Origin of the sequence: Polynucleobacter sp. AP-Elch-400A-B2 (assembly GCF_018688355.1) — a bacterium.
Taxonomy (GTDB): domain Bacteria; phylum Pseudomonadota; class Gammaproteobacteria; order Burkholderiales; family Burkholderiaceae; genus Polynucleobacter.
Window position 1 is genome coordinate 358,543 of record NZ_CP061317.1, and the last position, 25,148, is coordinate 383,690.

Sequence of the window (25,148 nt, forward strand, 5' to 3'; positions counted from 1 at the left end):
CGGAATGCGAGAGTGGTTCGGTATAAGGCCGACCCCTAATATTTACCCATATCGAGGAAACATCAATGGCTTCAGAGAAATCAAAGATTATTTACACGCTGACAGATGAGGCGCCCTTATTGGCAACCTGTGCATTTTTGCCAATCATTCGTACTTTTACAGCGCCAGTAGGAGTTCAGGTTGTAGAAAGCGATATTTCTGTTGCGGCGCGTATCTTGTCAAACTTCTCTGATTGCTTAACTGCAGAGCAAAAAGTTCCCGATAATTTGGCTGAGCTGGGTCGTATGACTTTATTGCCTGAAACCAACATCATTAAGTTGCCCAATATCAGTGCTTCAGTTCCACAGTTGCTCGCTGCTATTAAAGAGTTGCAAGCCAAGGGTTACAAAATCCCTGATTTTCCAGATGATCCTAAAAATGATGCTGAAAAAGAAATTCGTACGCATTACTCCAAGTGTTTGGGTAGCGCAGTAAACCCCGTATTGCGCGAAGGTAACTCTGATCGCCGTGCACCAAACGCTGTTAAGCGTTATGCCCGTAAGAACCCGCACTCGATGGGTGAGTGGAGCCAAGCCTCCCGTACGCACGTATCGCATATGCATGGTGGTGACTTCTACGCAGGTGAGAAGTCAATGACCATGACCAAGGCATGTGATGTAAAGATGGATCTAGTAACGAAGAGTGGCAAAACGATTGTTCTCAAGCCAAAAGTGAGTTTAATTGCTGGTGAAATTATTGACAGCATGTACATGAGTAAAAAAGCACTCTGCGAGTTTTATGAACAAGAGATCGAAGATGCTTACAAGACTGGCATGATGTTGTCCTTGCATGTAAAAGCCACCATGATGAAGGTGTCACACCCAATCGTGTTTGGTCATGCTGTAAAGATTTTCTACAAAGACGCATTTGAAAAGCATGGCAAGTTGTTTGATGAGTTAGGTGTCAATCCAAACAACGGTATGAGTAGCTTGTACGAAAAAATCAAAACTTTGCCAGAATCTAAACGTGAAGAAATCATTCAGGACTTACATGCTTGCCATGAGCACCGCCCAGCGTTAGCGATGGTGGACTCTGCCAAAGGCATTACTAACCTGCATTCACCAAGTGATGTGATCGTAGATGCATCGATGCCAGCAATGATTCGTGTGGGCGGCAAGATGTGGGGTGCTGATGGTCGTTTGCATGACACCAAAGCGGTTATTCCAGAAAGTACTTTCGCTCGCATCTATCAAGAGATCATTAACTTTTGCAAGACGCACGGTAACTTCGATCCAAAAACGATGGGTACAGTACCTAACGTGGGCTTGATGGCCCAGCAGGCAGAAGAGTACGGCTCACATGACAAGACCTTTGAAATCACTGAGGCTGGTGTGGCTCGTATTGTTGCGGATGATGGCACAGTCTTGTTGGAGCAGAATGTGGAAGAGGGCGATATCTGGCGTATGTGCCAAGTTAAAGATGCGCCGATTCGTGACTGGGTGAAGTTAGCAGTCAACCGCGCACGCTTGTCGCATACTCCAGCCGTGTTCTGGCTGGATGAGTACCGTCCACATGAGGCTGAATTAATTAAAAAAGTTCAAGTCTATCTAAAAGACTACGACTTAACTGGTGTAGATATTCAGATCATGTCGCAGACTCGCGCAATGCGCTACACCTTAGAGCGCATTATTCGCGGTAAGGATACGATCTCAGTGACCGGTAATATTTTGCGCGATTACCTCACTGACTTATTCCCAATTATGGAGCTCGGTACTAGCGCCAAGATGTTATCTATCGTGCCGTTGATGGCGGGTGGCGGCCTCTTTGAAACTGGTGCTGGCGGTTCTGCTCCTAAGCACGTTCAACAGCTGGTTGAAGAAAATCATTTGCGCTGGGATTCCTTAGGTGAGTTCTTGGCTCTAGCAGTTTCTTTAGAAGATATTGGTGATAAGACTGGTAACGCTAAAGTCAAAATCTTGGCTCGCACTTTAGATGAAGCTACTGGCACATTATTGGATAACAATAAGTCGCCATCACCACGTACTGGTGAGCTAGATAATCGCGGTAGCCAGTTTTACTTAGCGATGTACTGGGCTCAGGCTTTAGCTGCGCAAACTGAAGATAAAGAATTGCAAGCCCACTTTGCCCCGATTGCAAAAGCATTGACTGAGAATGAGCAAAAGATTGTTGCTGAGTTCAAGGCGGTACAAGGCAAACCGGCGGATATTGGTGGCTATTACATGCCTGATCACGACAAGTTTGTGGCAGTGATGTGTCCAAGCGCTACCTTGAATAGCATCTTAAAAACGGCATCAGCCACTTAAGATCAACTTGCTTCACGAGAAGGGTAAACCGCTGGGTTTACCCTTTTTCTTGTCCGCATTTTGGGTCGGTACAGTAGCTCAGCAATAAATTGGTAGGCGTAGGAGAATAAGACCTATTGTCACTATGAGATTAAATCCATTGAGGAGACTTTGATATGTCCATAAATGAGCAAAAGCGGCTTTCCCAGGAAATTACCCCTAAAGCAGTCTTTGAGGGACGTCGTGACTTAATTAAGAGTGCTGCGGCTGGAGCCTTTGGTCTAGCACTAGCACCTTGGTTTTCGCGTGAGGCTCTTGCTAGTAATACGCAAAAATTAATTGCTACGCCAAACCCAAACTTTGTTCTGAAAGATGAATCAACTACTTATCAATATGTCACTGGCTATAACAACTTCTATGAGTTTGGAACGGATAAATCAGATCCCGCTGCTTATGCCCATAGTTTGCAAACTCGGCCATGGACGGTGACGATTGAGGGTTTGGTTAAAAAGCCGATGACCTTGGATATAGATGCTTTACTCAAGCTTGCTCCGATGGAAGAGCGTATTTATCGTATGCGCTGCGTTGAGGGTTGGTCGATGGTCATTCCTTGGGATGGCTACTCATTGTCCAAATTACTAAATCAGGTGCAGCCTTTAGGTTCTGCAAAGTATGTTGAATTTATTACCTTGGCTGATCGCAAGCAAATGCCGGGTCTCAAGAGTCAGATTATCGAGTGGCCTTATCGCGAAGGTCTACGCTTGGATGAGGCAATGAACCCTCTGACACTGCTCACTTTCGGTCTTTATGGAGAGACGCTACCAAACCAAAATGGCGCACCAGTCAGAATCGTAGCGCCCTGGAAATATGGCTTTAAGAGCGCGAAGTCGATTGTAAAAATTCGTGTAACGGAAGAAATGCCCAAGACTAGCTGGAGTCAGTTTGATGCGCGTGAGTATGGATTTTATTCCAATGTAAATCCTTCGGTAGATCACCCTCGCTGGAGTCAAGCGACCGAGCGCCGGATCGGTGACTCTAAAGGTGCCTTTGCCCCTAAAATAAAAACCCAAATGTTTAATGGTTATGGCGATCAAGTGGCGAGTATGTATGCCGGGATGGATTTGAAGAAATTCTATTGATGCAAAACGATAAGTAAAGTGGGATGAAGTTACTGATTTTCCTGTTAGCGCTACTCCCGCTAGATCGTTTGATTTGGTTGGGGTTTACTGATGGCTTGGGCGCGAATCCGATTGAGTTCATTACGCGCTCTACGGGAACGTGGGCGCTAGTCTTCTTGTGTTTGTCGCTGTCGATGACACCATTACGCCTACTCACGAATTCAACGACGTGGATTCGGTATCGCAGAATGTTGGGCCTATTTAGTTTCTTTTACGCATCACTCCATTTTGTAATTTGGCTTTGGCTAGATCAGGCTTTTGATCTCATAGAGATGTTCAAAGACGTAGTCAAGCGGCCCTTTATTACGATGGGCTTTATTAGCCTGGTTTTGCTATTACCACTAGCACTGACCTCTACCCATTGGGCTCAAAGAAAACTGGGTCGTCGCTGGGCACACTTACATCGACTCATTTATCTGATTGCCTGCACTGCAATCCTCCACTATTGGTGGCACAAGGCAGGCAAGAATGATTTTGATACCGTCACAATCTATGCAGTGGTTTTGCTATTGCTCTTATGTTGTAGGATTCCTTATATTCGCAAGCTTTTGGGCAAGCGATTTACCATTTAAAGATATTTTGCTCATGACCCTATTTCCTCACTCTCGCGATTCATTGCTTGCTCTATTGGGCTTGCTACTGATTTGCTTCGGATCCACGCAGGTCATGGCTCAGCAAGGCGATCAGGCAGTAAAGACCATAGCCACTTTAGATGTCCCTCGTTACCTCGGCACTTGGTACGAGATTGCCAAATTCCCGAACTGGTTTCAGAAAAAATGTGCATCTAATACCAAAGCTGTCTATGGCGCGAAGCCAGATGGCACTCTTCGGGTTCTCAATAGCTGCAAAACTGCCGCTGGTGAGACTTCGGAGGCAGAGGGTTTAGCTCGCCAAATTGGTAGCAAGGATTCACCTAAATTAGAGGTACGTTTCGCCCCTGAGTGGCTCTCTTTTTTGCCTTTGGTATGGGGTGACTATTGGGTGATTGATATAGATTCGCAATATCAATTAGCGGCTGTGAGCGATCCTAAAAGAGAATATCTTTGGGTGTTATCAAGGACCCCTCAGCTCGACCCCAAAGTCTATGCCGATTTATTGCAGCGCTTAAAGCAACAGCAATTCGATATTCAAAAGCTTGAAATCACTGCGCAGAAAACTGATGGCATTTGAAAAGCACATCGGCAATTACTTGCTCCCATCCGGAATAGAGATTTTCGAGCGCGGGTGGTTATCAGCAAACAATGTTTTACTCTTTGGTGAGGAAGATATATCACTGGTTGATAGTGGGTACTGTGCGCACCAGCAGATGACTGTTGATCTAGTCACTAATGAACTGCAGGAGCAGGGTTTAAATAAGCTCAATAAAGTAGTCAACACCCACCTGCATTCCGATCATTGCGGGGGTAACGCAGCTTTATCAGAAGTATTTGATTGCGAGATATGGATACCAGAGGCGGAGGCAATCGCGGTGCGAGACTGGGATGAGAATTTACTCAGTTTTGAAGAGCTAGGACAAGAGTGTCCACGCTTCACACACCATGCCATTCTCGTGCCTGGCGAAGAAATTATCTTGGGCTCTTATCGCTGGCAAATTCTGGCTGCTCCAGGCCATGACAACCATTCAGTTATGTTGTACCAAGAGCAGCATCAAATCTTGATCTCTGCCGATGCGTTGTGGGAGGAGGGTTTTGGAGTTATCTTTCCTGAGCTCTGGGGCGAGGGCGGCTTTGAAGAAGTTGCGCAGACCTTAGAATTGATTGAAGGGCTCCCCGTTGCCTTGGTTATTCCTGGACATGGCAAGCCTTTTACGGATGTCAGGAAGTCGATTGAGACCGCAAAATCCCGCCTTGATTACCTCTCCAGTGATCCTGATCGCAATGCACGTCATGGGGCTAAGGTGCTCCTGAAGTACAAACTATTGGAATGGCGAAGTCTCGAGATGCCAAAGGTAAAGCAATGGATCGCAGGAACACCAGTATTACAAAATATACGCAAGCAACTCAATATGAGTGCTGAAGATTTTCAAGTCTGGTTGGTGGAGGCTTTAGTGAAGTCGAATGCAGCCTTTATCCAGAAAGATTGTCTAGTTAACATTGCTTGAGTAGTGCTCAGCCAATGAAATTAGGAAGCGAGTAAAAATACGTAACAATGTCATATACGCAGTAATATAAATAACTCAGCCAATTAGAAAAATAAGTAGATCAATATGGAACATACAGTTTTAGTTACCGGTGCTACCGCTGGCTTTGGAGAGGCAACTGCGAGACGGTTTTTGGCGCATGGCCATCAAGTAATCGCCTTGGGCAGAAGAGCCGAGCGCCTGGAGGCTTTAAAAGCATCCTTGCCGGTAGAGCAGCAGAAAAAATTACTTACTTTAGCTGTCGATGTTTGCGATAGCGCAATGGTTGATGGACTCGCGGCCACACTACCAGCCCAGTTTGCCAAAGTGACAGTATTAGTTAATAACGCTGGATTGGCTTTGGGGCTTGAGCCAGCGCATCAAGCTTTACTCACGGATTGGGATCGGATGATTGATACCAATATCAAGGGGCTAGTGCACATGACGCGTGCCTTTTTACCGGGAATGGTAGAGCGTAAGTGTGGCCATGTAATTAATCTAGGCTCAGTGGCGGCAAATTATCCTTATCCGGGTGGCAACGTCTACGGAGGTACTAAAGCCTTTGTGCAGCAATTTAGCTTAAATCTCAGGGCAGATTTAATTGGTTCGCCAGTACGCGTTACTTGCGTTGAGCCGGGACTGTGCTCTGGAACTGAGTTTTCCAATGTGCGCTTTAAGGGTGATGATAGTAAAGCCGGCAAGGTCTACACCGGCGTGAAAGCATTGAGTGCGGATGATGTGGCAGAAGCTATTTATTGGTCTGCCAACTTACCAAGTCATATGAATATTAATTTAGTCGAGCTGATGCCAGTACAGCAGGCGTTCAGTGGTCTTAATATTCATCGGGGCGATTTGTAATAAAACCTAAATTGTAGGTTTCCATTTGTAAAACTGGGGGTAGACGCGCATCACTACTGGTCCATCGAAATCCCAAGATTTACAGGTTCCCAAATAGAGCGGTGGCTTGTTGTCATCCGGGTCAAATAGTGCCCCTGGAATAGACTGAAACGCAGCGGTAGCAATGTTGCTCAGAAGTTCTCGTAAATGAGTACAACCCTTAATGCCTCCAAGGTGTTCATTAATAGCTTTGCGCCAGCCCTTGCCAATACGGGTACCAATCAGTGCATCCATCGGCGGTATCACTTGTGGGCATTCTGGGTGGGGGTGGCTATCCATAGCCACTTCAATTGCTTGAATCACTAATTCAGTATTGACGGTAATGCGAACCCACATATCGTGAAAAGCTTGGCCTGGCTCCCAGGTTTTTCCGCCAGTGGTAAATGGCTGAAATTTAAAATCTCGCAAATGCGCCTCAATGTCCCACAGGCTATCTTCTCTAGCGTAGCCCTGAAAAGTAATTTCACGAGTGTGGAGAGGATTTCTGGGGGCTGGAGTTGAGAGCATAGCAGTAGTAAGTAGGTGGCTTGGAAGCGAGATATATCCATCATAACGGCTTCATTCCACAGCTACTGTGATGGCAGCTTTGTAGTATTCTCGGCAAGGTATGACCAAACCAATCTCTCTCGAAAAAATACTATTTAGCCAAGGCTTTGGCACCAGGCGCTATTGCAGCGATTTAGTCTATGCCGACTTAATCAAGGTCAATGGTGTTCCAGCCGATGATCCAGATGAACGGATTGCTACCGAGGGATTAATGCTCAATGTTGAGGGTAAAGATTGGGAGTTTCATGAAAAGGCCTATATTGCTTTTAACAAGCCACCAAACTATGAGTGCTCTCATAAAACTACGCATCACCCCAGCGTCTACAGTTTGTTGCCTAAACCTTTTGTGGAGCGAGGCTTGCAATGCGTCGGGCGCTTAGACTTTGACACTACTGGCTTAATTTTGATTTCGGATGATGGTCAGTTTATTCATAGGATGACCACGCCCAAGAAAAACATCGGCAAGGTATATGAGATCACCACTCCTGAGCCCATTACCCAAAAGCAAATCGATCATTTATTAACAGGCGTTGTGTTGGATGATGATCCAAAACCCTGTTTTGCTACAGCATGTCAGCAGCTTGGAGAGCATGTTTTAGCAATGACTATTGTTGAGGGCCGCTATCATCAAGTAAAACGAATGATGGCAGCAGCAGGTAATCATGTTGCCAAGCTACACCGTACCGAAATCGGACAATACATCATGCCAGCAGATTTGCCTGAGGGTGAGTGGCGCTGGTTATACCCAGATGATTTACAGAAACTATCTCAGAGTGTAGGAGCTCCCAATGTCTAAACCCAATCTACTTTCTAAAGATTTTGACTTTGCAAAAGTGTTGCCTGAGTGGCAGGTGCATCTCAATACTCAAGAGCTGGAGCGGGTGTTTGTATTTAAGGATTTTAAGAGCGCCTTTGGGTTCATGACGCTGTGTGCAGACTTCGCTGAGGAGTTAGGCCATCACCCAGACTGGTCAAATGCTTGGAATAAGGTATCAGTGAAATTGAGCACCCATTCAATGAAGGCTCTGACCGAGCTGGATGTCGCCATGGCGAGTGCCATGGATCAATTCGCCCTACAAATCTCAGCTTAGTTCGTTTTACTGCACTTCCTCATCATCTTCATCCTCGGAAGTAATGCTCATAAGGATGGTTGCTAGGAGACCGTAAACTACTTCTGTAGCGATCATGCCATCTTCATCAAGCTCATCAATCAGATCATTTAAACAATCTTCTGTTGGCTCATTTAAAAGTGTCATGGCGCATTCGCACCCGTAATCAAAATCTTCGTCGTTTTGGGTTTGAGTATCGTTCGTCATAAAAAATCCTTTAAGTGATGCTGCAGAATAGCAAATAAAGACTCGCTAGCCCAGCCCTATTATTTGAGTAGCGCAAGAACTTCTTTGAAGACGGGATTTTGAGCTGTTTTTAGCCACTCAAATCCGAGCATCTCATGAAGATTGAATTTTCTGAGTGGATTTGGTTTGATTGGTTCACAGTAGCAGACTGACGGTTTTAAAGTCAGGATCATCATCCTGGCTATGAGTCTCAAAGCCCAGATCAGAGACCAGATGCAGCATTCTAGAATTTTTGCTCAGGACATATCCAATCATTTCTTGTAAGCCGTTCTTTTTTGCATATTCAATGAGATCCAGCATCAAATGTGTACCAACACCCTGCGTAGTATGGCTATCGCTGACACTCAAGGAGAATTCACAAGCATTTTGATTAGGCGGTGTCACATAGCGTGCAATTCCAATAATCTCCTCAGTGCCGGCATGGCTCGTCATTACCGCAAGTAATGCCATTTCTTTTTTATAGTCCAAGTGCAAAATATCATCGAGAAAGTCATCTGGAAGTTTCGAGATGGCATGGGCAAATCTGAGATAGCGACTTTCAGGTGAGAGATGATTGAATAGCTCAATGATTCGCCCTCGATCATTTGCTTGGATAGGACGAATCTGGTAATAACTCCTATCGCCAAGCTTATAGGACGTATTGGTAAATGGGATTGACATGTTCATGAGTTATAAATTGGAAAGCCTATTTGTCTTAGGATACCTTCCTAGATCTCTGTTAAAAGCTTTTAGCCCTAAAATGGACTCTTACTTATTATGTATTTAGTAAACTTTTCATGACTTCTTTTTTTCAAGCCTTTAACGACCACTCCACTGCTTTTTTTGTATTTGCGGCGATTAGTATCATTCTTGTGGGTATTTCTAAAAGTGGGTTCGGTGCTGGCCTAGGAGTGCTTTCATTACCGCTGATGGCAAGCCAGTCCAGTATTAATGAGGCTTTAGCAGTGATGTTGCCACTTTTGATCGCAATTGATTTGGTTGGGCTGCGACGATTTCTCAAAAATGCCGATTGGCGAATACTGAAGTTAGTTTTATTGCCTGCTGCATTTGGAATGCTTTTGGGCTATCTCTTCTTTTCAGCTATTACCCCCAAAATTCTTTCTCTTTCGATTGGAATTTTTACTTTCCTCTTTTTGATCCAAAGTGTTGTGATGTCGCGCATTGATCTAAAAGAGGCGAAGTCATTTCCTTGGCTTGGCAGATTGATGGGGGGTGTATCCGGATTCACCTCTTTTGTTGCGCATTTAGGTGGACCCCCCATCACAATCTATATGCTAAGAGAGAAAGTCTCTCCCATCGTTTACTCTTCAACATTAGGTGTTTTTTTCACTGTAATGAATTTTGGGAAGCTAGTTCCTTATGCCTATCTTGATTTACTCAACTTCAATCAATTAAGTACTTCGATACTGTTTTTACCTTTAGTGCCGTCAGGCGTCTACCTAGGATTTTATTTGGCCAAAAAGATTTCGGCTAAGTGGTACTTCATCATCGTCCAATTTTTCTTATTAGTGTCTAGTATTAAATTAATTACTGATGGCTTACTCGCTTAAGTATAAAAAGAAAGCGTCATGACTATTTCAATTTGGCGTCTAGCAAGCACTATTTTTATCCTTACTTATAGCTACACCATTTCACTCGCTGTAATGGCGCAGACCTTCTCACCCTATACTTCTGAGCAAATTCAGGAATTTAATAGTCAGCCTATTGCACCAATAGAGACTCCTGCTGGCCCAGTGTATACAGAGCCTCCCCCAATCAGGCAGAGTCCGAATAAACCATTTGATGCTCGCTATGTCAAAAATCCAGATGGTGAGGAGCAGGCCGAAGCGCAGGGCACTGAATCAGCTGCGCCGTTCGAGCCAATCCCCGCGACTATCACTTTTTAATGATCGCAAACTGTTAATATTGCTTCTATATTTTAGAAAAGAGTTATCCATGAAATCCCTTTCCATTTCTTACCTTGCAAGCCTAGTGATAGCTTTAGGCCTTTCAACGACCGCATATTCCCAGAGCACTTTACCCGTGAATGCTGCTGCTTCCGTTAATGGGACGATCATCAGCAATGATGTTGTTGAGCAAGGTATTCAGGCTGCCTTAGCGCAAGGTCAAAAAGATTCTCCGGAACTTCGTAATGCAGTCTTAGGAAAAATGATTGAAATCTCACTCCTATCTCAGCAGGCTGAGAAGGATGGGCTTGCTAATTCTGACAGGGCGAATAGTCAGCTAGCCTTGATTCGGCAAAATTATTTAGCGGACTTAGAGTTGTCTACTTATATGGCTAAAAATCCAGTGAGTGATGCTGATGTGCAAGCGGAATATAACCGTGAGATCGCTTCCTTAGGCCCACAAGGGATGATTGTGGAATACAAGGTAAGTGACATTGCAGTTGCTACTGAGGCTGATGCACAAGCTGCCCTAGCTAGAATAAAGAAAGGCGAGTCTTTTAATAAAGTGGCTAAGAGTGTTTCACTTGCGCCCAATAAGGTTCAAGGTGGGGCTATAGGCTGGGTGCAGGTAGGGCAAACTTTGCCACAGATTGCTAGCGTTCTTACAGCCTTATCAAAAGGCCAGGTTTCTCCTGCTCCGATTCAGATGCCGCAGGGGTGGTATTTAATTAAGTTGGAAGACAAAAAATCTAGCAAGCCCCCAACTTATGAACAAGCTAAAGCAGCTATTCGTAATGCCATGATGCAGAAAAAACAGTTTGAGTTTCTCTCCCAATTGCGTCAGGGTGCGAATATCGTCGTACGCTAAAACAGGACAAGTAAGCTTGCTCCAGTAAAAAAAGGCGCCTGAATGCCCTTTTGCATTTCTCCCTGTCTCTAGTGGTATTTCTCTATCTCAATACCTAGCATTCAGGAGTAGATTAAATAAATTACTAATTGAACTAGGGAGATACGCATGATTAAGAATCCATTTGACCTGAATGTAATAGCAAATCAGACCAAGGGCATGAAGGCTGCTCAGGCAGCTGGCCAGGTAGCACTAACAAGCGCTCAAGAGATTGCTCAACTAAATCAGCGAGCTGCACAAGAGCTCTCCTCCCGAATGCAAGCCAAAGTAGCAGAGCTCATGAAAACGCAGGATCCTAAGTCAGTATTTGATTCTGTACATGCTGAGGTTTTGCAAGATGCAGCAAAAGAGGTGGCCGAGTATCAGTCCCAACTATTCCAAGCCTTCGCTAGCGGAAATAAAGAGTTGGCAAAAATTGCCGAGACAATGATTAAAGAGTCGCAGCATGACTTAATTCATTTTGTGAACGAGGCAACACAAAATTCTCCTGCGGGTGCTGAGCCATATACCTCGATATTTAAAACCTCTTTTAATAATGCATTGCAGAATTTTGATCAGATTCGTGCGGCTATGACAGATTCATTTTCAAACTTTGAGAAGAGTATGGAGCATATGAATCAATTTTCGGCTGGGCAGAAAGATGGCTCCGCACAAAAACCGAAGAAAAAATAGGGCTGCTTACATTATCAGCTTGGCAATCATGGCGTAAAGAGGGATGCCCAAAATAATATTGAATGGGAAGGTGATGCCTAAAGACATGCCCATATAAAGGGCTGGATTCACCTCCGGCAATGCATGTCGCAACACTGCTGGTACGGCAATATAAGAGGCGCTTGAAGCAAGTACCATCAGCAAAATAGTATTGCCAAGTGGCAGGCCAATTAACTTGCACAAGCCCAGTGCGATCAAGGCATGTGAAAGCGGGGAGGCAATGGCGTAGATCAGAGTGATGGGGGGTTTGCCATATAAGCCCTTCATATTTCGTGCCGCCATTAAGCCCATATCCAAGAGAAAAAATGCGAGCATCCCCTTAAAAAGATCAATAGAAAACGGTGCCATGAGTTTTTGACCGGCATCTCCGCTCACGAGGCCTACTACCATTGAGCCAAGCAGCAGAAGCTGCGCACCATCAGTGAAAGATTCATGCAGGATTTTTGAGATGCCTGTTTGTTGAAGTCCTGATTGAGTTTGTTTTGCATGCGCAGCCCTTGCTTTGTTTGCCAGAACAATCGCCAGGATGATCGCCGGGGACTCCATGAGTGCCATTGCTGCTGCCATATGACCACCATAACTGATGTCGAGTTGATCTAAGTATTGGGTAGCCGTAATGAATGTGACCGCACTGACCGAGCCGTAGGTTGCGGCTACAGCTGCCGCATCAAAAGTATTGAGTTTGGTTCTGAGGATTTGGTAGCCAATGATAGGTATCAAGATGGCTAAAAAGATAGCGAGGCCTAGTGAGAGGACGATTTCTGTTGTAAAGCCTGACTTATGTAAGGCAAATCCTCCCTTGAGGCCTAATGCCATCAAGAGGTAGAGCGAAAGAAATCGTGCAATCGGTGGCGGAATTTCTAGGTTGGACTTAACAGCGCCAGCAAATGCGCCAAATAGAAAAAAGAGAATTGCGGGATCTAAGAAATTTGCCATGGTTTAACGCCTAATAATTGCTTCTACGAGTGGGTGCTGAATTTTCTTTTCTGAGCGAATAGCATAGAAATATTCGTAAACATGCTCACATTTGCCAATCATTTCAATATGATAGGTTTCTTGTAAATCTTTCTTGATACTTTCCCCGGCTGGAAAGACTCCGAGCCCGCTAGCTGCAAAGGTATTTAGTAGGGCGCTATCTTCAAACTCCCCTGTAATGTTAGGGTTGATGCTATTTTCAGCAAACCACTGATCTATCAAGTGTCTCACCTTTGAGTGGGCAGTGGGTAGTAGGATAGGTAATTCATTAAGACATTCCGGAAATGGGTTTTTAGATTGCTTGAGTAGTTCCTTGGGGCCAAACCACGCGATTGATGACTTTACTAACTCTTCGCTGTAGACATGAAGATTTTTGTTAGCAGGGGCAGGCCTATCAGCGAGAATTATGTCTAAGCGATGCAGGGCTAGATCGGCAAGGAGATCTTCAAATTCACCGTCATGTGCAATCAACTGCACATCATTCTTTTTCAGAATGGGTTCTAGTAGTTTCCGAGTCATGAGCTTAGAGAGGCCATCGGAGACACCAACGGTAATTTTGATTTTGCGGGAGCTGGCAGCCTCTCTCACTGCTTCAGGCAGTCGCTCACCTAGGAGAAAAATCTGATCGGCAATTTCTAGGGCTGCAAATCCAGATTCCGTAAGCGTAATGCCGCGACCAGCTGGCTTAAATAGGAGATAACCGAGTGATTTCTCTAATTCATGCACTTGAGCGCTAATCGTCTGAATCGCGATATTGAGACGTTCAGCGGCCCGAGACATGCTGCCTTCTTTGGCTACTACCCAAAAGTAGTAAAGGTGACGGTAGTTATAGAGCATTTAATTGTCAGGTTTTTACGAAATTACTATCAATATATATCTGCTTTTAACTTAAATCAAATCGGCCTAAATTAAGCCCATAGAAATCCATGCAATTCATGGATGATTTTTAGGGGAGATGACATTGGAACTATTTAGCCCGGAGTTTTTTTCGGCATTACTGGCAATTATTGTCATTGACTTGGTGCTTGCGGGTGATAACGCCATTGTCATTGCGATGGCTGCGAGAAATCTGCCAGCGCATCTGCAGAAAAAAGCCATCATTTGGGGCGCTGTTGGCGCAATTGCAGTGAGAAGCGCCATGACACTGGTGGTGGTCTATTTATTGAAGATCCCTGGTTTGATGCTGATAGGCGGCTTATTGTTGGTTTGGATTGCATATCGTCTACTGAATCCCGAGCAAGAAAATGATGAGCACGGTAATGCCTCCACTACCTTTTGGGGTGCAATGAAAACCATTGTGATTGCCGATGCCATCATGGGTCTGGATAACGTACTTGCGGTAGCAGGTGCATCACACGGCAGTTATGTGCTCGTCGTATTAGGTCTCCTCATCAGTATTCCAGTTGTTATCTGGGGCTCTACACAAATACTCAAACTCGTTGAACGCTATCCTTCTGTGACTTACTTGGGCGCTACTGTACTTGCTTGGACGGCTGCAAAAATGATGATTTCAGAGCCTATTTCTCAAGAGTGGCTTGCTTCTCAGAGTCCAGTCTTGGAACACCTCATTCAAGTGGTAGTTGTATTAGGTGTGTTAACTAGCGGCTTTGTTAGAAGTAGACGTGCGCTTGAAGAGGTCATTGCTCCTTCGGTTGTTATTCCGGAGTCTGCAAATATTGTTTCATCACAGCAACCCACTTATTTTGGAGAAAGCAATATGAATAAAATTCTGATTCCAGTAGACGGTTCAAAAAATTCAGAGATGGCAGTAAAGCATGCTGTAAAGACTTATGGTCAAGATCCTAATGCGTATTTTCATCTATGCAATGTACAGCCTGCCTTGTATCATCACATCGGAAAATTTTTAAGTAAGCAAACAATTCATGAGTGGCATGCTGAGCGGGCAGCTCAAGCGTCAGCATCTGCATCCGCTTATCTCGAAAGGCAGGGTCTGAACTTTTCGTTTACCTATGTTTGCGGAGACAAGGGTGCTGCTATTCGTGATGAGGCTGCGCGACTTGAATGTCATCGCATCGTACTTGGTACTTCAAAGAAAAACTCTCTGAGCCGTTTATTTGAAAACTCCACAGCTGCCAAGCTACTAGAAATCAGTGATATTCCGTTAGAGGTAGTCACCGGCAGCTCCTTGCCTGCTCTTGAGCGTTGGGGCATCCCAGCTCTCGGTGCTGGTGCTGCAACAGCCTTGATGGCTGTAGTGATCGACTAGTTTTTCCTGCCGCTCTCTTTTTGCCCTCTTCTTGAGGGCATTTTTTTATACGTAAATTTATTTAACTAATAAGCTTGCTCGTAAATTCTTAGGTATGATGGCTTTATAGATTTATTTAATAATTACCAATCATCTTGGAGCTTGTTTTGAAAAATATCATCGATCGCATTGATCACATTGTTCTGACCGTAACTGATATTGAGCTTACAACTCAGTGGTATGAAAAAGCATTGGGTTTTGAGCGCGAGTTTTTTACTGGACCAGAAGGGCAGCCACGTTATTCATTGCGTTTCGGGCAGTTAAAAATTAATCTTCAGGATAAAAATACTGAAACACCTACCAAGGCTAAAGTGCCTACGATTGGTTCGGGAGACTTTTGTTTGATTTCAGCAATTCCCTTAGATGACTTTATTGCGCATCTGCAGAAGCATGCTGTTGCTATTGATGTTGGGCCTGTACCAAGACGAGGTGCCCTTGGACCCATTCGTTCGGTCTACTTACGTGACCCAGATAATAATCTCGTAGAGGTTGCTGAATACGTCTAGTGTTTATCTGGATCTGATACGCCTAACTGGCGCGCAAGATCCAGAAAGTCTTTTGCATGGTAGTTGGTAAATTGCTCCACATGTAGATCATTACGCAAATGATTCTTACCAAACTCCAGCGGGCGCTCAATAAAAGCTGTTTGTAACCCACAGGCATGGGCAGCCTCTAGATCATCCTTATGCGCTGCTACCAACATGACCTCTTCAGCAGAAAGATTGAAGATGTCCGCAACGCCTAAATAGGTTTCTGGATCTGGTTTGTAGTGACGGAAAACTTCAGCTGAAAGAATTAAGTCCCATGGCAAACCTGCGTTTTTTGCCATATTAGCTAATAAGCCCATATTGCCATTTGAGAGAGTGACGATCGTGAACTGACTTTTGAGCTTGTGCAGACCCTCGACAGCCTCTGGCCAGGGATTCAGTCTATGCCAAACGAGATTGAGATCTTGTATTTGACTTTCAGATAAAGAGTCGATTTTGAATGTCTTGAGAACATCCATCAGGATCATGTGATGGAGATCATCAATTTTGGTCCAAGGCAGTTCTCCAGAGCGTACCCGAGCCATCGCCGGCCTATAACCTTGCCGCCAGGCTGTAGCAAATGCATTGGGATCAACCGGAAGCCCCAGTCGAGTCACCTCAGCAGCTATAGAGCCATGCCAGTCGACTACCGTGCCAAACACATCAAATGCTAGTACCTTAGGTGCTTTGTTCATGAGGAAGATTCTTGCTTGCTATGGGGCTTTTGTCAAACAAGGGGCTTAAACAGAAATGGCTGGGAGTTGATAAAATATTCAATGCCCTTAAAGGGGTCATTGCATCTAACAAGGATTGAATATGGGTGGTATTTCTCAGTGGGAGCAGCTCAACGTTGAGCTCACAGCGGCTCTTGGAAGCTCCGCTCATTTTGATACGGCTCATCAGGCGGTTTATGCCTCAGAGGCTTCTAATTACCGTCAAATTCCGATTGGGGTTGTTACTCCGAAAAATACCGAAGAATTTATTAAAGGTATCGAGATTTGTCATCGCAATAAGGCTCCAGTACTCATGCGTGGTGCCGGCACCTCCATGAATGGCCAGACGGTCAATAATGCGGTGGTCTTTGATATCTCAAAGTATTGCAACCATATTCTTGCTCTAGATCCAGTAGCTGGTAATGCTGTTGTTGAACCTGGAGTCATCTGCGATTCACTGCGTGATGCTGCTGAGTTGCATGGCTTAACTTTTGCACCAGATCCTTCTACTCATAGCCGTTGTACTTTAGGTGGCATGGTAGCCAATAATTCTTGTGGCGCCCATTCGGTGATGGCAGGCAAGACACTGGAAAATACTGAAGCTTTAGAAATTCTGACTTACGACGGTGAGCGTTTTTGGGTTGGCCCAACATCCGATCAAGAATTGCAAGATATCATTGCTGCTGGTGGACGTAAAGGTCAGATCTATCAAGACTTGCTGACTTTACGTGATCGCTATGCTGATCTCATTCGTGCGCGCTTTCCGAATATTAAACGTCGCGTCTCTGGTTACAACTTAGATCAGCTCTTGCCGGAGAATGGATTTAACGTTGCCAAGGCCTTGGTTGGTACTGAGGGAACCTGTGCATTAACGCTCGCTGCCAAGGTGAGATTAGTGAAGAGCCCTGCTAAACGGGTTGTATTGGTATTGGGATTCGAAGATATCTATTTAGCAGGCGATGCTGTACCCGAGTACCAATCTTTTAATCCCATTGCAATTGAAGGTTTGGATTACAAAATCATCCGCGGCTTGCAAGAGCGTAATTTAGCAAAGGCGGAGATCGACTTACTACCAGCCGGAAATGCTTGGGTAGTTGTGGAGTTTGGTGATGATACTATTGAGGGCGCAATTGCTCAGGCTGAAAAAGCACAGGAGTATTTCAAAGTAAGGACTAAGGGCCCAATACCATCAACTTGGTTAGAGTCTGATCCATTAGTACAAAAGCGTATTTGGTCGATTCGTGAAAATGGTGCATCTGCCACCCATTTATCCATTGATCCAAATTCTCCTGATCCAGTAGTAGGGTGGGAAGATGCTGCGGTTGATCCAGCGCGTTTGGGTGAGTACCTGCGAGCTTTCCAGAAGCTAGTGGACTCTTACGAATATGAAACCTCGCTTTATGGACACTTTGGTGATGGGTGTATTCATGCGCGTATTACCTTTAACTTTCGATCTGCAGAAGGCGTTGCCAAATTTAGATCTTTTATTCGTGACGCGGCAACCTTAGTGGTTGCATTTGGCGGTTCGCTCACGGGCGAGCATGGTGACGGTCAGGCCAGAGCAGAATTTCTCCCTATTATGTTTGGCGAAGAGTTGATGGGCGCGATGCATGGGTTCAAGCGCATCTGGGATCCTCAAAATAAACTCAATCCTGGCAAAGTGGTTCATCCTTATCGCGTAGATGAGAATTTACGCATGGGCCCGGAATATAAGATCGTTAATATCAAGACGCGTCTGAATTTCTTGAGCCAAGAGGGCAACGGCTTCCAGAGAGCGGTTGAACGTTGTGTTGGTATGGGTAAGTGCCGTAGTGAAAAAGTAGGCACGATGTGTCCAAGTTATCGAGCCACAAAAGAAGAGCGTTTCTCTACTCGTGGACGCTCACGCCTCTTTTGGGAAATGATTCAGGGCGAAGTTATTCAAGATGGCTGGGAAAGTAAAGAGCTTAAAGAAGCTCTAGATACCTGCCTCTCTTGTAAAGGCTGTAAGAGTGACTGTCCTGCTCACGTTGACATGGCTTCCTATAAGGCCGAGTTCTTATCGCATTATCACGAGACCAATAGCAGACCTCGTCAGGCTCTGACCATGGGTCGCATTGGTGATTGGGCGCCGCTGGCAAGCAAGCTCTCTTGGTTGATGAATGGCATCATGCAAACGCCCGTAATTTCTAATATTGCTAAATGGGTTGGTGGCGTAGCGCAAGAGCGTAGCCTGCCTAAGTTTGCAAGTCAGTCATTTAGAAGCCAATTTAGGCAATCCAAGAATTCCAGTATTGGTCAGAAGAAAGTGATTCTTTGGGTAGATACATTCTGCGAGCATTTTCATCCAGAGGTTGCTAATGCAGCAGTGGAAGTACTTGCTCATGCAGGCTTTGAGGCGACCTTGCCAAAAACGCCTTTGTGCTGCGGCCGTCCTTTATATGATTTCGGTTATCTAGATCTTGCCAAGCAGAAACTAGAGAAAATTCTAGATGTAATCGGAAGTGAGATTAGTGAAAATCCTAATTCGCCTATCGCAGTGGTCGGTCTTGAGCCAGGCTGTATGTCGGTATTTAAAGATGAATTACTGAAGTTTTTCCCAAATGACCCAAGAGCAACTCTTTTAGCATCGAGTAGCTATTTGTTGGGGGATTTCTTACATGAGCAAGGCTATACCCCACCGCCGCTAGACTGTAATGTCTTAGTCCACTCACATTGCCATCAGAAATCACTATTCGGCACTAAGGGTGATGTAGCACTGTTAGCTGCTTTGGGTGCTAAAGCAAACTTTATTGATAGCGGTTGCTGCGGCATGGCAGGCTCATTTGGATTTAATCCAGAGCATATCGGCATATCCAAAGCGGTTGGCGAACTCGTTTTGCTGCCAGCAATTCGGTCTGCCGAGCAAGAGACCATCATTCTGACTAATGGCTTTAGTTGTAGAGAGCAGATTGAGCAAGAGACTGGGCGCAAGGTCAAGCATTTGGCTGAGTTGCTGTTGATGGCACATCAATCTGAAATGTAGTTAGTAGATACTCACTTTTATTACCCATACATTCCAATAACCATTAAGACCACTATTTAAATTTCGTAAAGATAGTCTAGATAAAGATAAAATAGTAGTCCGGCGGGAATATTGGAGCAAGTAGCTTATTGCTTCATTGCACGATAGTTAAAGGAATGAAAAATGGTTTTCAAAAAATCACAGTCTATTAAGTTTCTACAGCCCACAATGGAGTCCTTTGAAACAATAGTGGGCCCAGCTACCGAGGTTCATGGACGAATTGTTGCGAACGAAAGTTTACGCATTGATGGTCGCGTGGTTGGAAATATAGAATCACGCCAAGGAAAAAACGTGAGCATTGCTCTCGGGCGCACTGGTGTGGTGCAAGGCGATATCAATGCTTTTAGGGTACTAGTTGCGGGACGAGTTGAGGGTAATATTTATGCCACTGAGCGCGTGGAGTTGCATGAGGGGGCAGAAGTGCGTGGAGATATTACTTATGGCCAACTCGGAATCGAGCATGGTGCCAAGTTAAACGGTTTAATGATTTCCAAAAGTAGTGATGAACCAGAGGGCGCAACTGATTCAACCGCAATTTTCCAGGCAAATTGGAATAAAATTAAAAGTCAGTAATTTGTGAATGCCCGCCAATAGTGCTCAAAAGATCCTTACAAGAAGGGAAATTTTGTCTAAAAGCTGCATTTATTCGGTATCGCTATTCTCATCTTTTGGCTGAATGTCAGTTTCAGTAGGATGACTGACAGAAGATACGGGGGCATCAATTAAGCGTAGCTCACCACTAAGCTTCGCTCCTTTTTCTACACTCATTTCAGCATATTGTGTAAGACCAGTAATTTTTGCACTGGATCGAACATTCAAATGATTCGTGACATTAAGACCTTGGGTAACTTCACCGCGGACTTCAACAACTTCGGCGTTGATTCTTCCATTAACAATTCCTGAGGTGTCAACCAAGACTTCTTTGGTATTCAGTTCACCTTCCACAAGGCCTGCAACCACTGCCATTTCTGGTACCTCAAAGGTGCCCCTGACAATGACCCCTTCACCTACAAAAAGTGACCCCTTAGGATTGTTATCTGCCATCATATTTCCTGAATAAGTTAGTACCAGCTAATAATATAACAATACTAACAACTTATAGGGAAGCTCGGAGGGTCGTGACACTGTCTGAGCTATCGGTATAAAAGTTAATCTTTGGTGCTTGTAGGGATGGATAGTTCCGCAAACTGATCCTTTAAATTCTTAAGAGTAAGAATTTTGCTCTCAATCATGGGGAGCTGGGTCTGAAATGTCTGGATTTTCTGCTGGTAGATGAGTTCTAAATCATCCATCTCCTTGCGGGAAATGGCCCCCCCCATTTGTTTTGCCATTTCGGGATTAAAGCGGATTGCCACCCTAAAGCCAAAAAAATGAATACTCATGCCAATTAGAATAAATACGCTAAAGGATAAAAGCGCAATCTTAATAACGGTTTTGCGGGTAATTTTTATCTGCTTCATAGATGAAGTAGACCCAGAAATCCAAATTAACTGCATTGTTAGCCCTTGAATTGTTATGAGTGGATTCTATCATTCCAGTGTATTGAGACTTTTTTCTTTTTAATAGGCTTATTTAAAGATAATTTGATAATATGCAATGTAATAAAAGTAATGCTTATTTCTGGAAATATGGGATGTCTTGGATATTCAAGACAATTTGTGCGTTGCAATAATTTAATGGCGTTACAACAATGCGGCCTCACAAGCACGATGCTCAACTAGAAATTATTGGCTCAGTATTAAAAGATGCCAGAGAGAAAAAAAATCTAGCCCGGGCAGAGTTTGCCAACTCATGTTGTTTATCCACCAAAATGATTTTGGAGTTGGAGGAGGGTGGCATGAGCTCTTTCTACACATTTGAATTAAAGATTGCCACGGCTAAGCGAGTTGGTAGGATGTTGGAGCTAGATGAAGCATCATATTTGATAGATCCTAGAGCCACAGAATCTGCTGACGACACTTTAGATACGCCAATTGAAGAAAAAGAAATTTCCGCCCCTAAAAAACTTGAGGTAGTCGGAACTGACTCAGGCTCAAAGAATCCCCCGTTAAAAAACGAGACCATATCTCTCGCAGAGCTTGCAAATCCTCAGGTTCTGAATCTTGAGGAATCACTAAGTCATGTTGATGGAAAACATGGGTTTAAGTTCAACACTGCCGGGGCTAGCGTTGCAACCATCAGAGTGATGGTAATCCTGTTTAGTTTTTCAGTGCTGACGGGCGCTATTTATGGTTTAAATGAACGGTTTAACCTCATCAATTTAGCTAATGGGCTGGTGAGCCCCCCGCAAAAGGCCATAGTAGCTAATGATGCTCAGGATGTAAAAGTTGATGAAGATTTAGCTCTCAAGCCCGAGAGTTCTGATACTGCGGTTAAATCGCCAGAAACTCAGCCAGCTCAAGCGCTTCAAACTACTCCTAGTGAGCAGTGCCCTTATAAACAAGATGCGCAATTACCCAGCTTTCAATCGCCCAATCCCTCTAAACGGGGAGACACTGTAAATATCAAATCACTGATTAAGCAAGCCGTTTGTGTTGTAGATAATTCTGGGAAACAAACCGTCGTTAATTTAGAGTCAAATGCTTCTTACGCATTTCGAGGCACCTCTCCATTTGTGGTGATTACTCAGGATTTAGATAGTGTTGAAATGTATTTTCAGGGTTGGAGAGTGCGCCCACCAAACGCAGGCGCAAAGCAGATTAAATTACTGGAAGTTTCCTTGTAAAGTGTCCACAAGTTAAAAGAAACAAAATTAAGGTGTGCAAATGTTTGAATTTTCTAAAAAAAGTAATCCCAATACAGATACTCAACTGACATATTTAACTACAGTTGGGGCCGGTTCCATTATGAAGGGTGACTTTATTCATAGTGGAAACATGCTTTTATTAGGGCATTTAATTGGCGATATTTCCCAGACTGAGGAAGAGGGCTCTGGCAATGGCCATACTGCTGTAATCGGATCAACTGGATTCTTATTGGGGAATATTTACAGCCCACATGCAATTATTATTGGAAGAATCGAGGGTTCGGTTTTCGCAAAAGGACGCGTAGAAATTTATCCTGGAGCGGTTGTCATTGGGGATGTTACTTATGCGCAGATTAATGTGCACCCAGATGCTAAGGTCAACGGTAATCTTAGGTGTTTATTACCAGATGCCGCTGAGCAAAAAAATCTCTCTTTAAGTAATGAGGAGATACCAAGTAATGTTGTTCTATTGGCTAAAGCAGAGTGATATTAAAAATCTACAAGATCGTTCGTAAGTTTATGGTGTTGAAATAAGAATGCCTGCCCCAATAAAAATCCCTCGCCTTCTTCTGGGTCTCTTTGTTTTATTGCTAGCTTCAGGAGGGCTTTTTTATAGCTACTACACTCGGGATTTGCCTGAATGTAAGGACGAATATATACAAATATTGTTAAACCAAGAGATTCGGAATAACGAGACTTTGATTCAAGAGTCACGCACACTAGCTTTTAATAATATTGTAGAAGTGTCGCATCGCAATGGGGTGCGTACTTGTTTTACTAATCTACTCACCAGCCAAGGTACTTACTCTATAGGCTATCAGGTAGTCAATCGAGAGATGGAGAAGGATACAGTCTGGCGGCGATTAACAGGGCCTACAGATTATTCAGTCAAGATCGAATCTGTAAAGCCAGTAGATTAAAAATAGTTATTTGGGATAAGCAACGTTCTTCTGGAAATTCTCAGTGTTCCAGCTTTTACTTAAATCCCCTGTGGGGCCATACACCACAAATGTATATAAGATGCCGATGATTAATCCCGCAATTAAGCCTATTTTTATAATTGAGTAATCACGTTTCTGCGAAACTGTTTTACTGATGGGGGATGGCTTTTGTACAGTAAAAAATTCTGGGAATGCTGCCTCTAGTGTAGCGCGTGCATTTTTAATGTGCTGGTAAGCCTGTTCTTCACTCCCGCCTTGTTCTAAACCAAGCGCTGCATTTTCATAAGATTTGCTCGCAGAATCCAGAAGTTTTGCAATATGCGCATAGCTTTTTTGGCGATTTGTTGTATCAGGCGTCATGACGAGGTTTGATTTCTTTCATCTGAGTAGCTTATTACAAATATTTATAGAAAAAATCTGCCTACTATGTACAAAGTTATTCCCGCAGCAAATACATAGGCTATAGACTTCAGTAGTGTTTTTTCTATAGTATTTTCTATAGTTTTTTCCACACCATTTTGTAAACTTTTATTTTGGGCTACTTCCTCAGAAATAATATTTTTAATATTCCAAAGATCCTTACGGATGACATTTAAGCTCTCATCCAATTTTTGATCTTTTTGTTGCAAGAGATCGCCGATTATCGAAAGATGTTTATTAACTTCTTTAAGCTCATTAACAACGGATTCATCCAGATTACTCATATTTACCCGACACTAGAAATAAATTATTTTCGGCATTTTTTAATCGTAACTGATGGCTAAGGCTATAGGGTGAATTAGACATCGATTTGATAAATATGGCTTTATAGTAGGTGATTATTAGAAAAAAGTCGAATTTGCTTAGTGTTTGCTGAGCTCCATTGTGTTTTTCCGCTATCTTTAGGAGGGGCTCAAAAGATTTGCTTTATAGTTAGTTAATGATAGCAAATTCAATTTGCAGGATGATCAACTAGATTTCGCCTGAACTATGCCCAAACAACCAATATCCACTGCTGCAAAAATAAGGAAGTTGGTGATGAATTTCACCAAGTGGCTTCTTTATACATTGATCATCCTCGTTTTAGCATACGCCTCTTTCAAAGTTTGGGAATATAAGGGCGAATATGAAGAAGAAAAAGCAGCAAAAATCCTTGCCAAAGAACAAGAAATAGAATTCGATGATTTGAGAAAAAATCTAGCAACCTACGCTCCTTTACTGGTTGGTAGTTCTTCCTCGATATTGACAACGCGTGCGAATGGAAAATTCATTCTTGCTTATATGCTTGGGGCAGAGGTTGAAGCATTTCAAAATTCACTTGAAGAAAGTGTACCCATCATTTATGTAGGTAGCCAATTGCTAGGTGCTGGGTGTAAAAAGTCAGATTGCGAGGAATCTAGCGCCGCTTTTGTAATTGAGCCCGCCAATGGCAAAGTATATTTAGCTCTTAGAAAAAGCGGGGAGTTAACTTTTTATGGACTAGAGGATAGTAAAACTATCCCACTAGCTTTTGAGAAGTGGCAAGGCTTTAAGAAAGCAGGAGTGCAATGATGAAGATTGTCATCAGCTTTTTAATCATGTCATTTTGGGTGACGATCGTCCCTGCAAAATCTTCACAGGAGCCCCAACCTCTTAAATCAAATTTACAAAAATCTGAACCAAAGTTAGCGAACGATAAAGACACTATATTGAGTAAAAATACTCAAAGTACCCTGTATTTATTATCAGGCTGGGGAAAGGCAGAAGGGCCTTATGTTTGGTTTACTGTTTCCGCGCATTTCAATGAAAATCAAACTGCCCCAAATAGCCAAACTTTCAACTTATTTAGCGCAAGTGGCGCCCTGGATTGCAAGGACAACAGTACCTTCTACTATCTAATTTCTTATATGTATTTTGATGCTAAGACGAAAAAGCTTAATGAGATTTACTCTGAGAAAAATAAATCCAATGTCATGAAAATTGAACCTACTACAACTGAGTCGGATATTAAGAAGATTGTTTGCAGCTAAGTTAGGCATTTGTTCATCTAGGGTGAGTACTCAGATCGCCCATCTTCTACCGTAACGCCTGGCCACTG

The 25,148-nt window shown here is 43.7% G+C and carries 31 protein-coding genes and 1 pseudogene; 22 read left to right on the plus strand and 10 right to left on the minus strand.

Translation table 11 applies throughout. The features are described from left to right. Positions 1-65 precede the first annotated feature (65 nt). The 6 genes from FD977_RS01925 (at position 66) to FD977_RS01950 (ending at position 6,437) form a co-directional block, all read left to right on the plus strand. A complete protein-coding gene (locus FD977_RS01925; RefSeq protein ID WP_215305907.1) occupies positions 66-2,303 on the plus strand; it encodes an NADP-dependent isocitrate dehydrogenase in 2,238 nt (745 codons plus the stop codon). Positions 2,304-2,458: 155 nt separating this feature from the next. After that, on the plus strand, positions 2,459-3,421 hold the full coding sequence (msrP, locus tag FD977_RS01930) for a protein-methionine-sulfoxide reductase catalytic subunit MsrP (RefSeq protein WP_215305908.1): 963 nt from the start codon (positions 2,459-2,461) through the stop codon (positions 3,419-3,421). Between the two features lie 23 nt (positions 3,422-3,444). After that, the gene (gene msrQ / locus FD977_RS01935) at positions 3,445-4,032 is read left to right on the plus strand and encodes a protein-methionine-sulfoxide reductase heme-binding subunit MsrQ (RefSeq protein ID WP_215305909.1); all 588 of its coding nucleotides are present in this window, start codon (positions 3,445-3,447) and stop codon (positions 4,030-4,032) included. 13 nt (positions 4,033-4,045) lie between these two features. Next, positions 4,046-4,630: a lipocalin family protein gene (locus tag FD977_RS01940; RefSeq protein WP_371743115.1), complete on the plus strand. Its 585-nt coding sequence runs from the start codon at positions 4,046-4,048 to the stop codon at positions 4,628-4,630. Then, positions 4,596-5,561 (plus strand): MBL fold metallo-hydrolase, encoded by a 966-nt coding sequence (locus tag FD977_RS01945; protein WP_251369514.1) that lies wholly within the window; start codon positions 4,596-4,598, stop codon positions 5,559-5,561. The genes FD977_RS01940 and FD977_RS01945 overlap by 35 nt, the downstream gene beginning before the upstream one ends. A 105-nt stretch (positions 5,562-5,666) precedes the next feature. Then, positions 5,667-6,437 carry an SDR family NAD(P)-dependent oxidoreductase gene (locus FD977_RS01950; RefSeq protein ID WP_215305910.1) on the plus strand — a complete coding sequence of 257 codons (771 nt, stop codon included), beginning with the start codon at positions 5,667-5,669 and terminating at the stop codon, positions 6,435-6,437. A gap of 6 nt (positions 6,438-6,443) precedes the next feature. Here the strand turns inward: FD977_RS01950 and FD977_RS01955 are convergent, their stop codons facing one another. Next, entirely contained in the window at positions 6,444-6,983 is a 540-nt protein-coding gene (locus FD977_RS01955; protein ID WP_215305911.1) for a DUF2889 domain-containing protein, read from the minus strand. A gap of 100 nt (positions 6,984-7,083) precedes the next feature. Here FD977_RS01955 and FD977_RS01960 point away from each other — a divergent pair, with 100 nt between their 5' ends. After that, positions 7,084-7,818: a pseudouridine synthase gene (locus tag FD977_RS01960; RefSeq protein ID WP_215305912.1), complete on the plus strand. Its 735-nt coding sequence runs from the start codon at positions 7,084-7,086 to the stop codon at positions 7,816-7,818. Then, the gene (locus FD977_RS01965; RefSeq protein ID WP_215305913.1) at positions 7,811-8,113 is read left to right on the plus strand and encodes a 4a-hydroxytetrahydrobiopterin dehydratase; all 303 of its coding nucleotides are present in this window, start codon (positions 7,811-7,813) and stop codon (positions 8,111-8,113) included. The genes FD977_RS01960 and FD977_RS01965 overlap by 8 nt, the downstream gene beginning before the upstream one ends. Before the next feature lie 6 nt (positions 8,114-8,119). Here FD977_RS01965 and FD977_RS01970 read toward each other — a convergent pair whose 3' ends face one another. Continuing rightward, the gene (locus FD977_RS01970; RefSeq protein ID WP_046329638.1) at positions 8,120-8,338 is read right to left on the minus strand and encodes a hypothetical protein; all 219 of its coding nucleotides are present in this window, start codon (positions 8,336-8,338) and stop codon (positions 8,120-8,122) included. A 174-nt stretch (positions 8,339-8,512) separates the two neighbouring features. Beyond that, positions 8,513-9,043 (minus strand): GNAT family N-acetyltransferase, encoded by a 531-nt coding sequence (locus tag FD977_RS01975; protein ID WP_215305914.1) that lies wholly within the window; start codon positions 9,041-9,043, stop codon positions 8,513-8,515. 110 nt (positions 9,044-9,153) lie between these two features. Between FD977_RS01975 and FD977_RS01980 the strand changes: the two genes are divergently transcribed. From FD977_RS01980 to FD977_RS01995, 4 genes are all read left to right on the plus strand, one after another. Next, on the plus strand, positions 9,154-9,927 hold the full coding sequence (locus FD977_RS01980; protein ID WP_215305915.1) for a sulfite exporter TauE/SafE family protein: 774 nt from the start codon (positions 9,154-9,156) through the stop codon (positions 9,925-9,927). Between the two features lie 18 nt (positions 9,928-9,945). Further along, the gene (locus tag FD977_RS01985; RefSeq protein WP_251369515.1) at positions 9,946-10,263 is read left to right on the plus strand and encodes a hypothetical protein; all 318 of its coding nucleotides are present in this window, start codon (positions 9,946-9,948) and stop codon (positions 10,261-10,263) included. Between the two features lie 49 nt (positions 10,264-10,312). Continuing rightward, the gene (locus FD977_RS01990) at positions 10,313-11,131 is read left to right on the plus strand and encodes a peptidylprolyl isomerase (RefSeq protein WP_215305916.1); all 819 of its coding nucleotides are present in this window, start codon (positions 10,313-10,315) and stop codon (positions 11,129-11,131) included. A 147-nt stretch (positions 11,132-11,278) separates the two neighbouring features. Further along, positions 11,279-11,842, plus strand: coding sequence for a phasin family protein (locus FD977_RS01995; RefSeq protein ID WP_215305917.1), 564 nt, complete (start codon positions 11,279-11,281; stop codon positions 11,840-11,842). Between the two features lie 6 nt (positions 11,843-11,848). Here FD977_RS01995 and FD977_RS02000 read toward each other — a convergent pair whose 3' ends face one another. Both FD977_RS02000 and FD977_RS02005 read right to left on the minus strand, forming a co-directional pair. Beyond that, complete coding sequence (locus tag FD977_RS02000) at positions 11,849-12,817, minus strand: sodium-dependent bicarbonate transport family permease (protein WP_215305918.1); 969 nt, start codon at positions 12,815-12,817, stop codon at positions 11,849-11,851. Positions 12,818-12,820: 3 nt separating this feature from the next. After that, positions 12,821-13,693 carry a LysR family transcriptional regulator gene (locus FD977_RS02005; RefSeq protein ID WP_215305919.1) on the minus strand — a complete coding sequence of 291 codons (873 nt, stop codon included), beginning with the start codon at positions 13,691-13,693 and terminating at the stop codon, positions 12,821-12,823. A 118-nt stretch (positions 13,694-13,811) separates the two neighbouring features. On the opposite strand from FD977_RS02005, the pseudogene FD977_RS10790 reads away from it, so the two are divergent. The 3 genes and pseudogenes from FD977_RS10790 to FD977_RS02015 form a co-directional block, all read left to right on the plus strand. Beyond that, positions 13,812-14,480: pseudogene (locus FD977_RS10790) on the plus strand (TerC family protein); the annotation flags it as partial. A 93-nt stretch (positions 14,481-14,573) separates the two neighbouring features. After that, positions 14,574-15,083 (plus strand): universal stress protein, encoded by a 510-nt coding sequence (locus FD977_RS10795; protein ID WP_256442659.1) that lies wholly within the window; start codon positions 14,574-14,576, stop codon positions 15,081-15,083. 146 nt (positions 15,084-15,229) lie between these two features. Beyond that, complete coding sequence (locus FD977_RS02015) at positions 15,230-15,628, plus strand: VOC family protein (protein ID WP_215305921.1); 399 nt, start codon at positions 15,230-15,232, stop codon at positions 15,626-15,628. Here FD977_RS02015 and FD977_RS02020 read toward each other — a convergent pair. Next, positions 15,625-16,344 (minus strand): haloacid dehalogenase type II, encoded by a 720-nt coding sequence (locus tag FD977_RS02020; RefSeq protein ID WP_215305922.1) that lies wholly within the window; start codon positions 16,342-16,344, stop codon positions 15,625-15,627. The two genes, FD977_RS02015 and FD977_RS02020, sit on opposite strands and share 4 nt — an antisense overlap. 121 nt (positions 16,345-16,465) lie before the next feature. Here FD977_RS02020 and FD977_RS02025 point away from each other — a divergent pair, with 121 nt between their 5' ends. Both FD977_RS02025 and FD977_RS02030 read left to right on the plus strand, forming a co-directional pair. Continuing rightward, a complete protein-coding gene (locus FD977_RS02025; protein ID WP_215305923.1) occupies positions 16,466-19,366 on the plus strand; it encodes an FAD-binding and (Fe-S)-binding domain-containing protein in 2,901 nt (966 codons plus the stop codon). Positions 19,367-19,528: 162 nt separating this feature from the next. After that, entirely contained in the window at positions 19,529-19,978 is a 450-nt protein-coding gene (locus tag FD977_RS02030; RefSeq protein ID WP_215305924.1) for a polymer-forming cytoskeletal protein, read from the plus strand. Positions 19,979-20,047: 69 nt separating this feature from the next. On the opposite strand, the gene FD977_RS02035 is transcribed toward FD977_RS02030, so the two are convergent. Then, positions 20,048-20,452, minus strand: coding sequence for a polymer-forming cytoskeletal protein (locus FD977_RS02035; RefSeq protein ID WP_215305925.1), 405 nt, complete (start codon positions 20,450-20,452; stop codon positions 20,048-20,050). 101 nt (positions 20,453-20,553) lie between these two features. After that, positions 20,554-20,865 (minus strand): hypothetical protein, encoded by a 312-nt coding sequence (locus FD977_RS02040; protein ID WP_215305926.1) that lies wholly within the window; start codon positions 20,863-20,865, stop codon positions 20,554-20,556. Between the two features lie 230 nt (positions 20,866-21,095). On the opposite strand from FD977_RS02040, the gene FD977_RS02045 reads away from it, so the two are divergent. From FD977_RS02045 to FD977_RS02055, 3 genes are all read left to right on the plus strand, one after another. Beyond that, entirely contained in the window at positions 21,096-22,130 is a 1,035-nt protein-coding gene (locus FD977_RS02045; RefSeq protein WP_215305927.1) for a RodZ family helix-turn-helix domain-containing protein, read from the plus strand. A gap of 40 nt (positions 22,131-22,170) precedes the next feature. Then, positions 22,171-22,638, plus strand: a complete 468-nt coding sequence (locus FD977_RS02050) for a polymer-forming cytoskeletal protein (RefSeq protein WP_215305928.1) — start codon at positions 22,171-22,173, stop codon at positions 22,636-22,638. 178 nt (positions 22,639-22,816) lie between these two features. After that, positions 22,817-23,071: a hypothetical protein gene (locus FD977_RS02055; protein ID WP_215305929.1), complete on the plus strand. Its 255-nt coding sequence runs from the start codon at positions 22,817-22,819 to the stop codon at positions 23,069-23,071. 6 nt (positions 23,072-23,077) lie between these two features. Here the strand turns inward: FD977_RS02055 and FD977_RS02060 are convergent, their stop codons facing one another. Both FD977_RS02060 and FD977_RS02065 read right to left on the minus strand, forming a co-directional pair. After that, entirely contained in the window at positions 23,078-23,452 is a 375-nt protein-coding gene (locus FD977_RS02060; protein ID WP_215305930.1) for a hypothetical protein, read from the minus strand. 44 nt (positions 23,453-23,496) lie between these two features. Continuing rightward, entirely contained in the window at positions 23,497-23,796 is a 300-nt protein-coding gene (locus FD977_RS02065; RefSeq protein ID WP_215305931.1) for a hypothetical protein, read from the minus strand. A 265-nt stretch (positions 23,797-24,061) separates the two neighbouring features. Here FD977_RS02065 and FD977_RS02070 point away from each other — a divergent pair, with 265 nt between their 5' ends. Beyond that, positions 24,062-24,622: a hypothetical protein gene (locus FD977_RS02070; RefSeq protein ID WP_215305932.1), complete on the plus strand. Its 561-nt coding sequence runs from the start codon at positions 24,062-24,064 to the stop codon at positions 24,620-24,622. After that, on the plus strand, positions 24,619-25,080 hold the full coding sequence (locus tag FD977_RS02075) for a surface-adhesin E family protein (protein WP_215305933.1): 462 nt from the start codon (positions 24,619-24,621) through the stop codon (positions 25,078-25,080). Before FD977_RS02070 ends, FD977_RS02075 begins: the two co-directional genes overlap by 4 nt. The last annotated feature ends 68 nt before the right edge of the window (positions 25,081-25,148 follow it).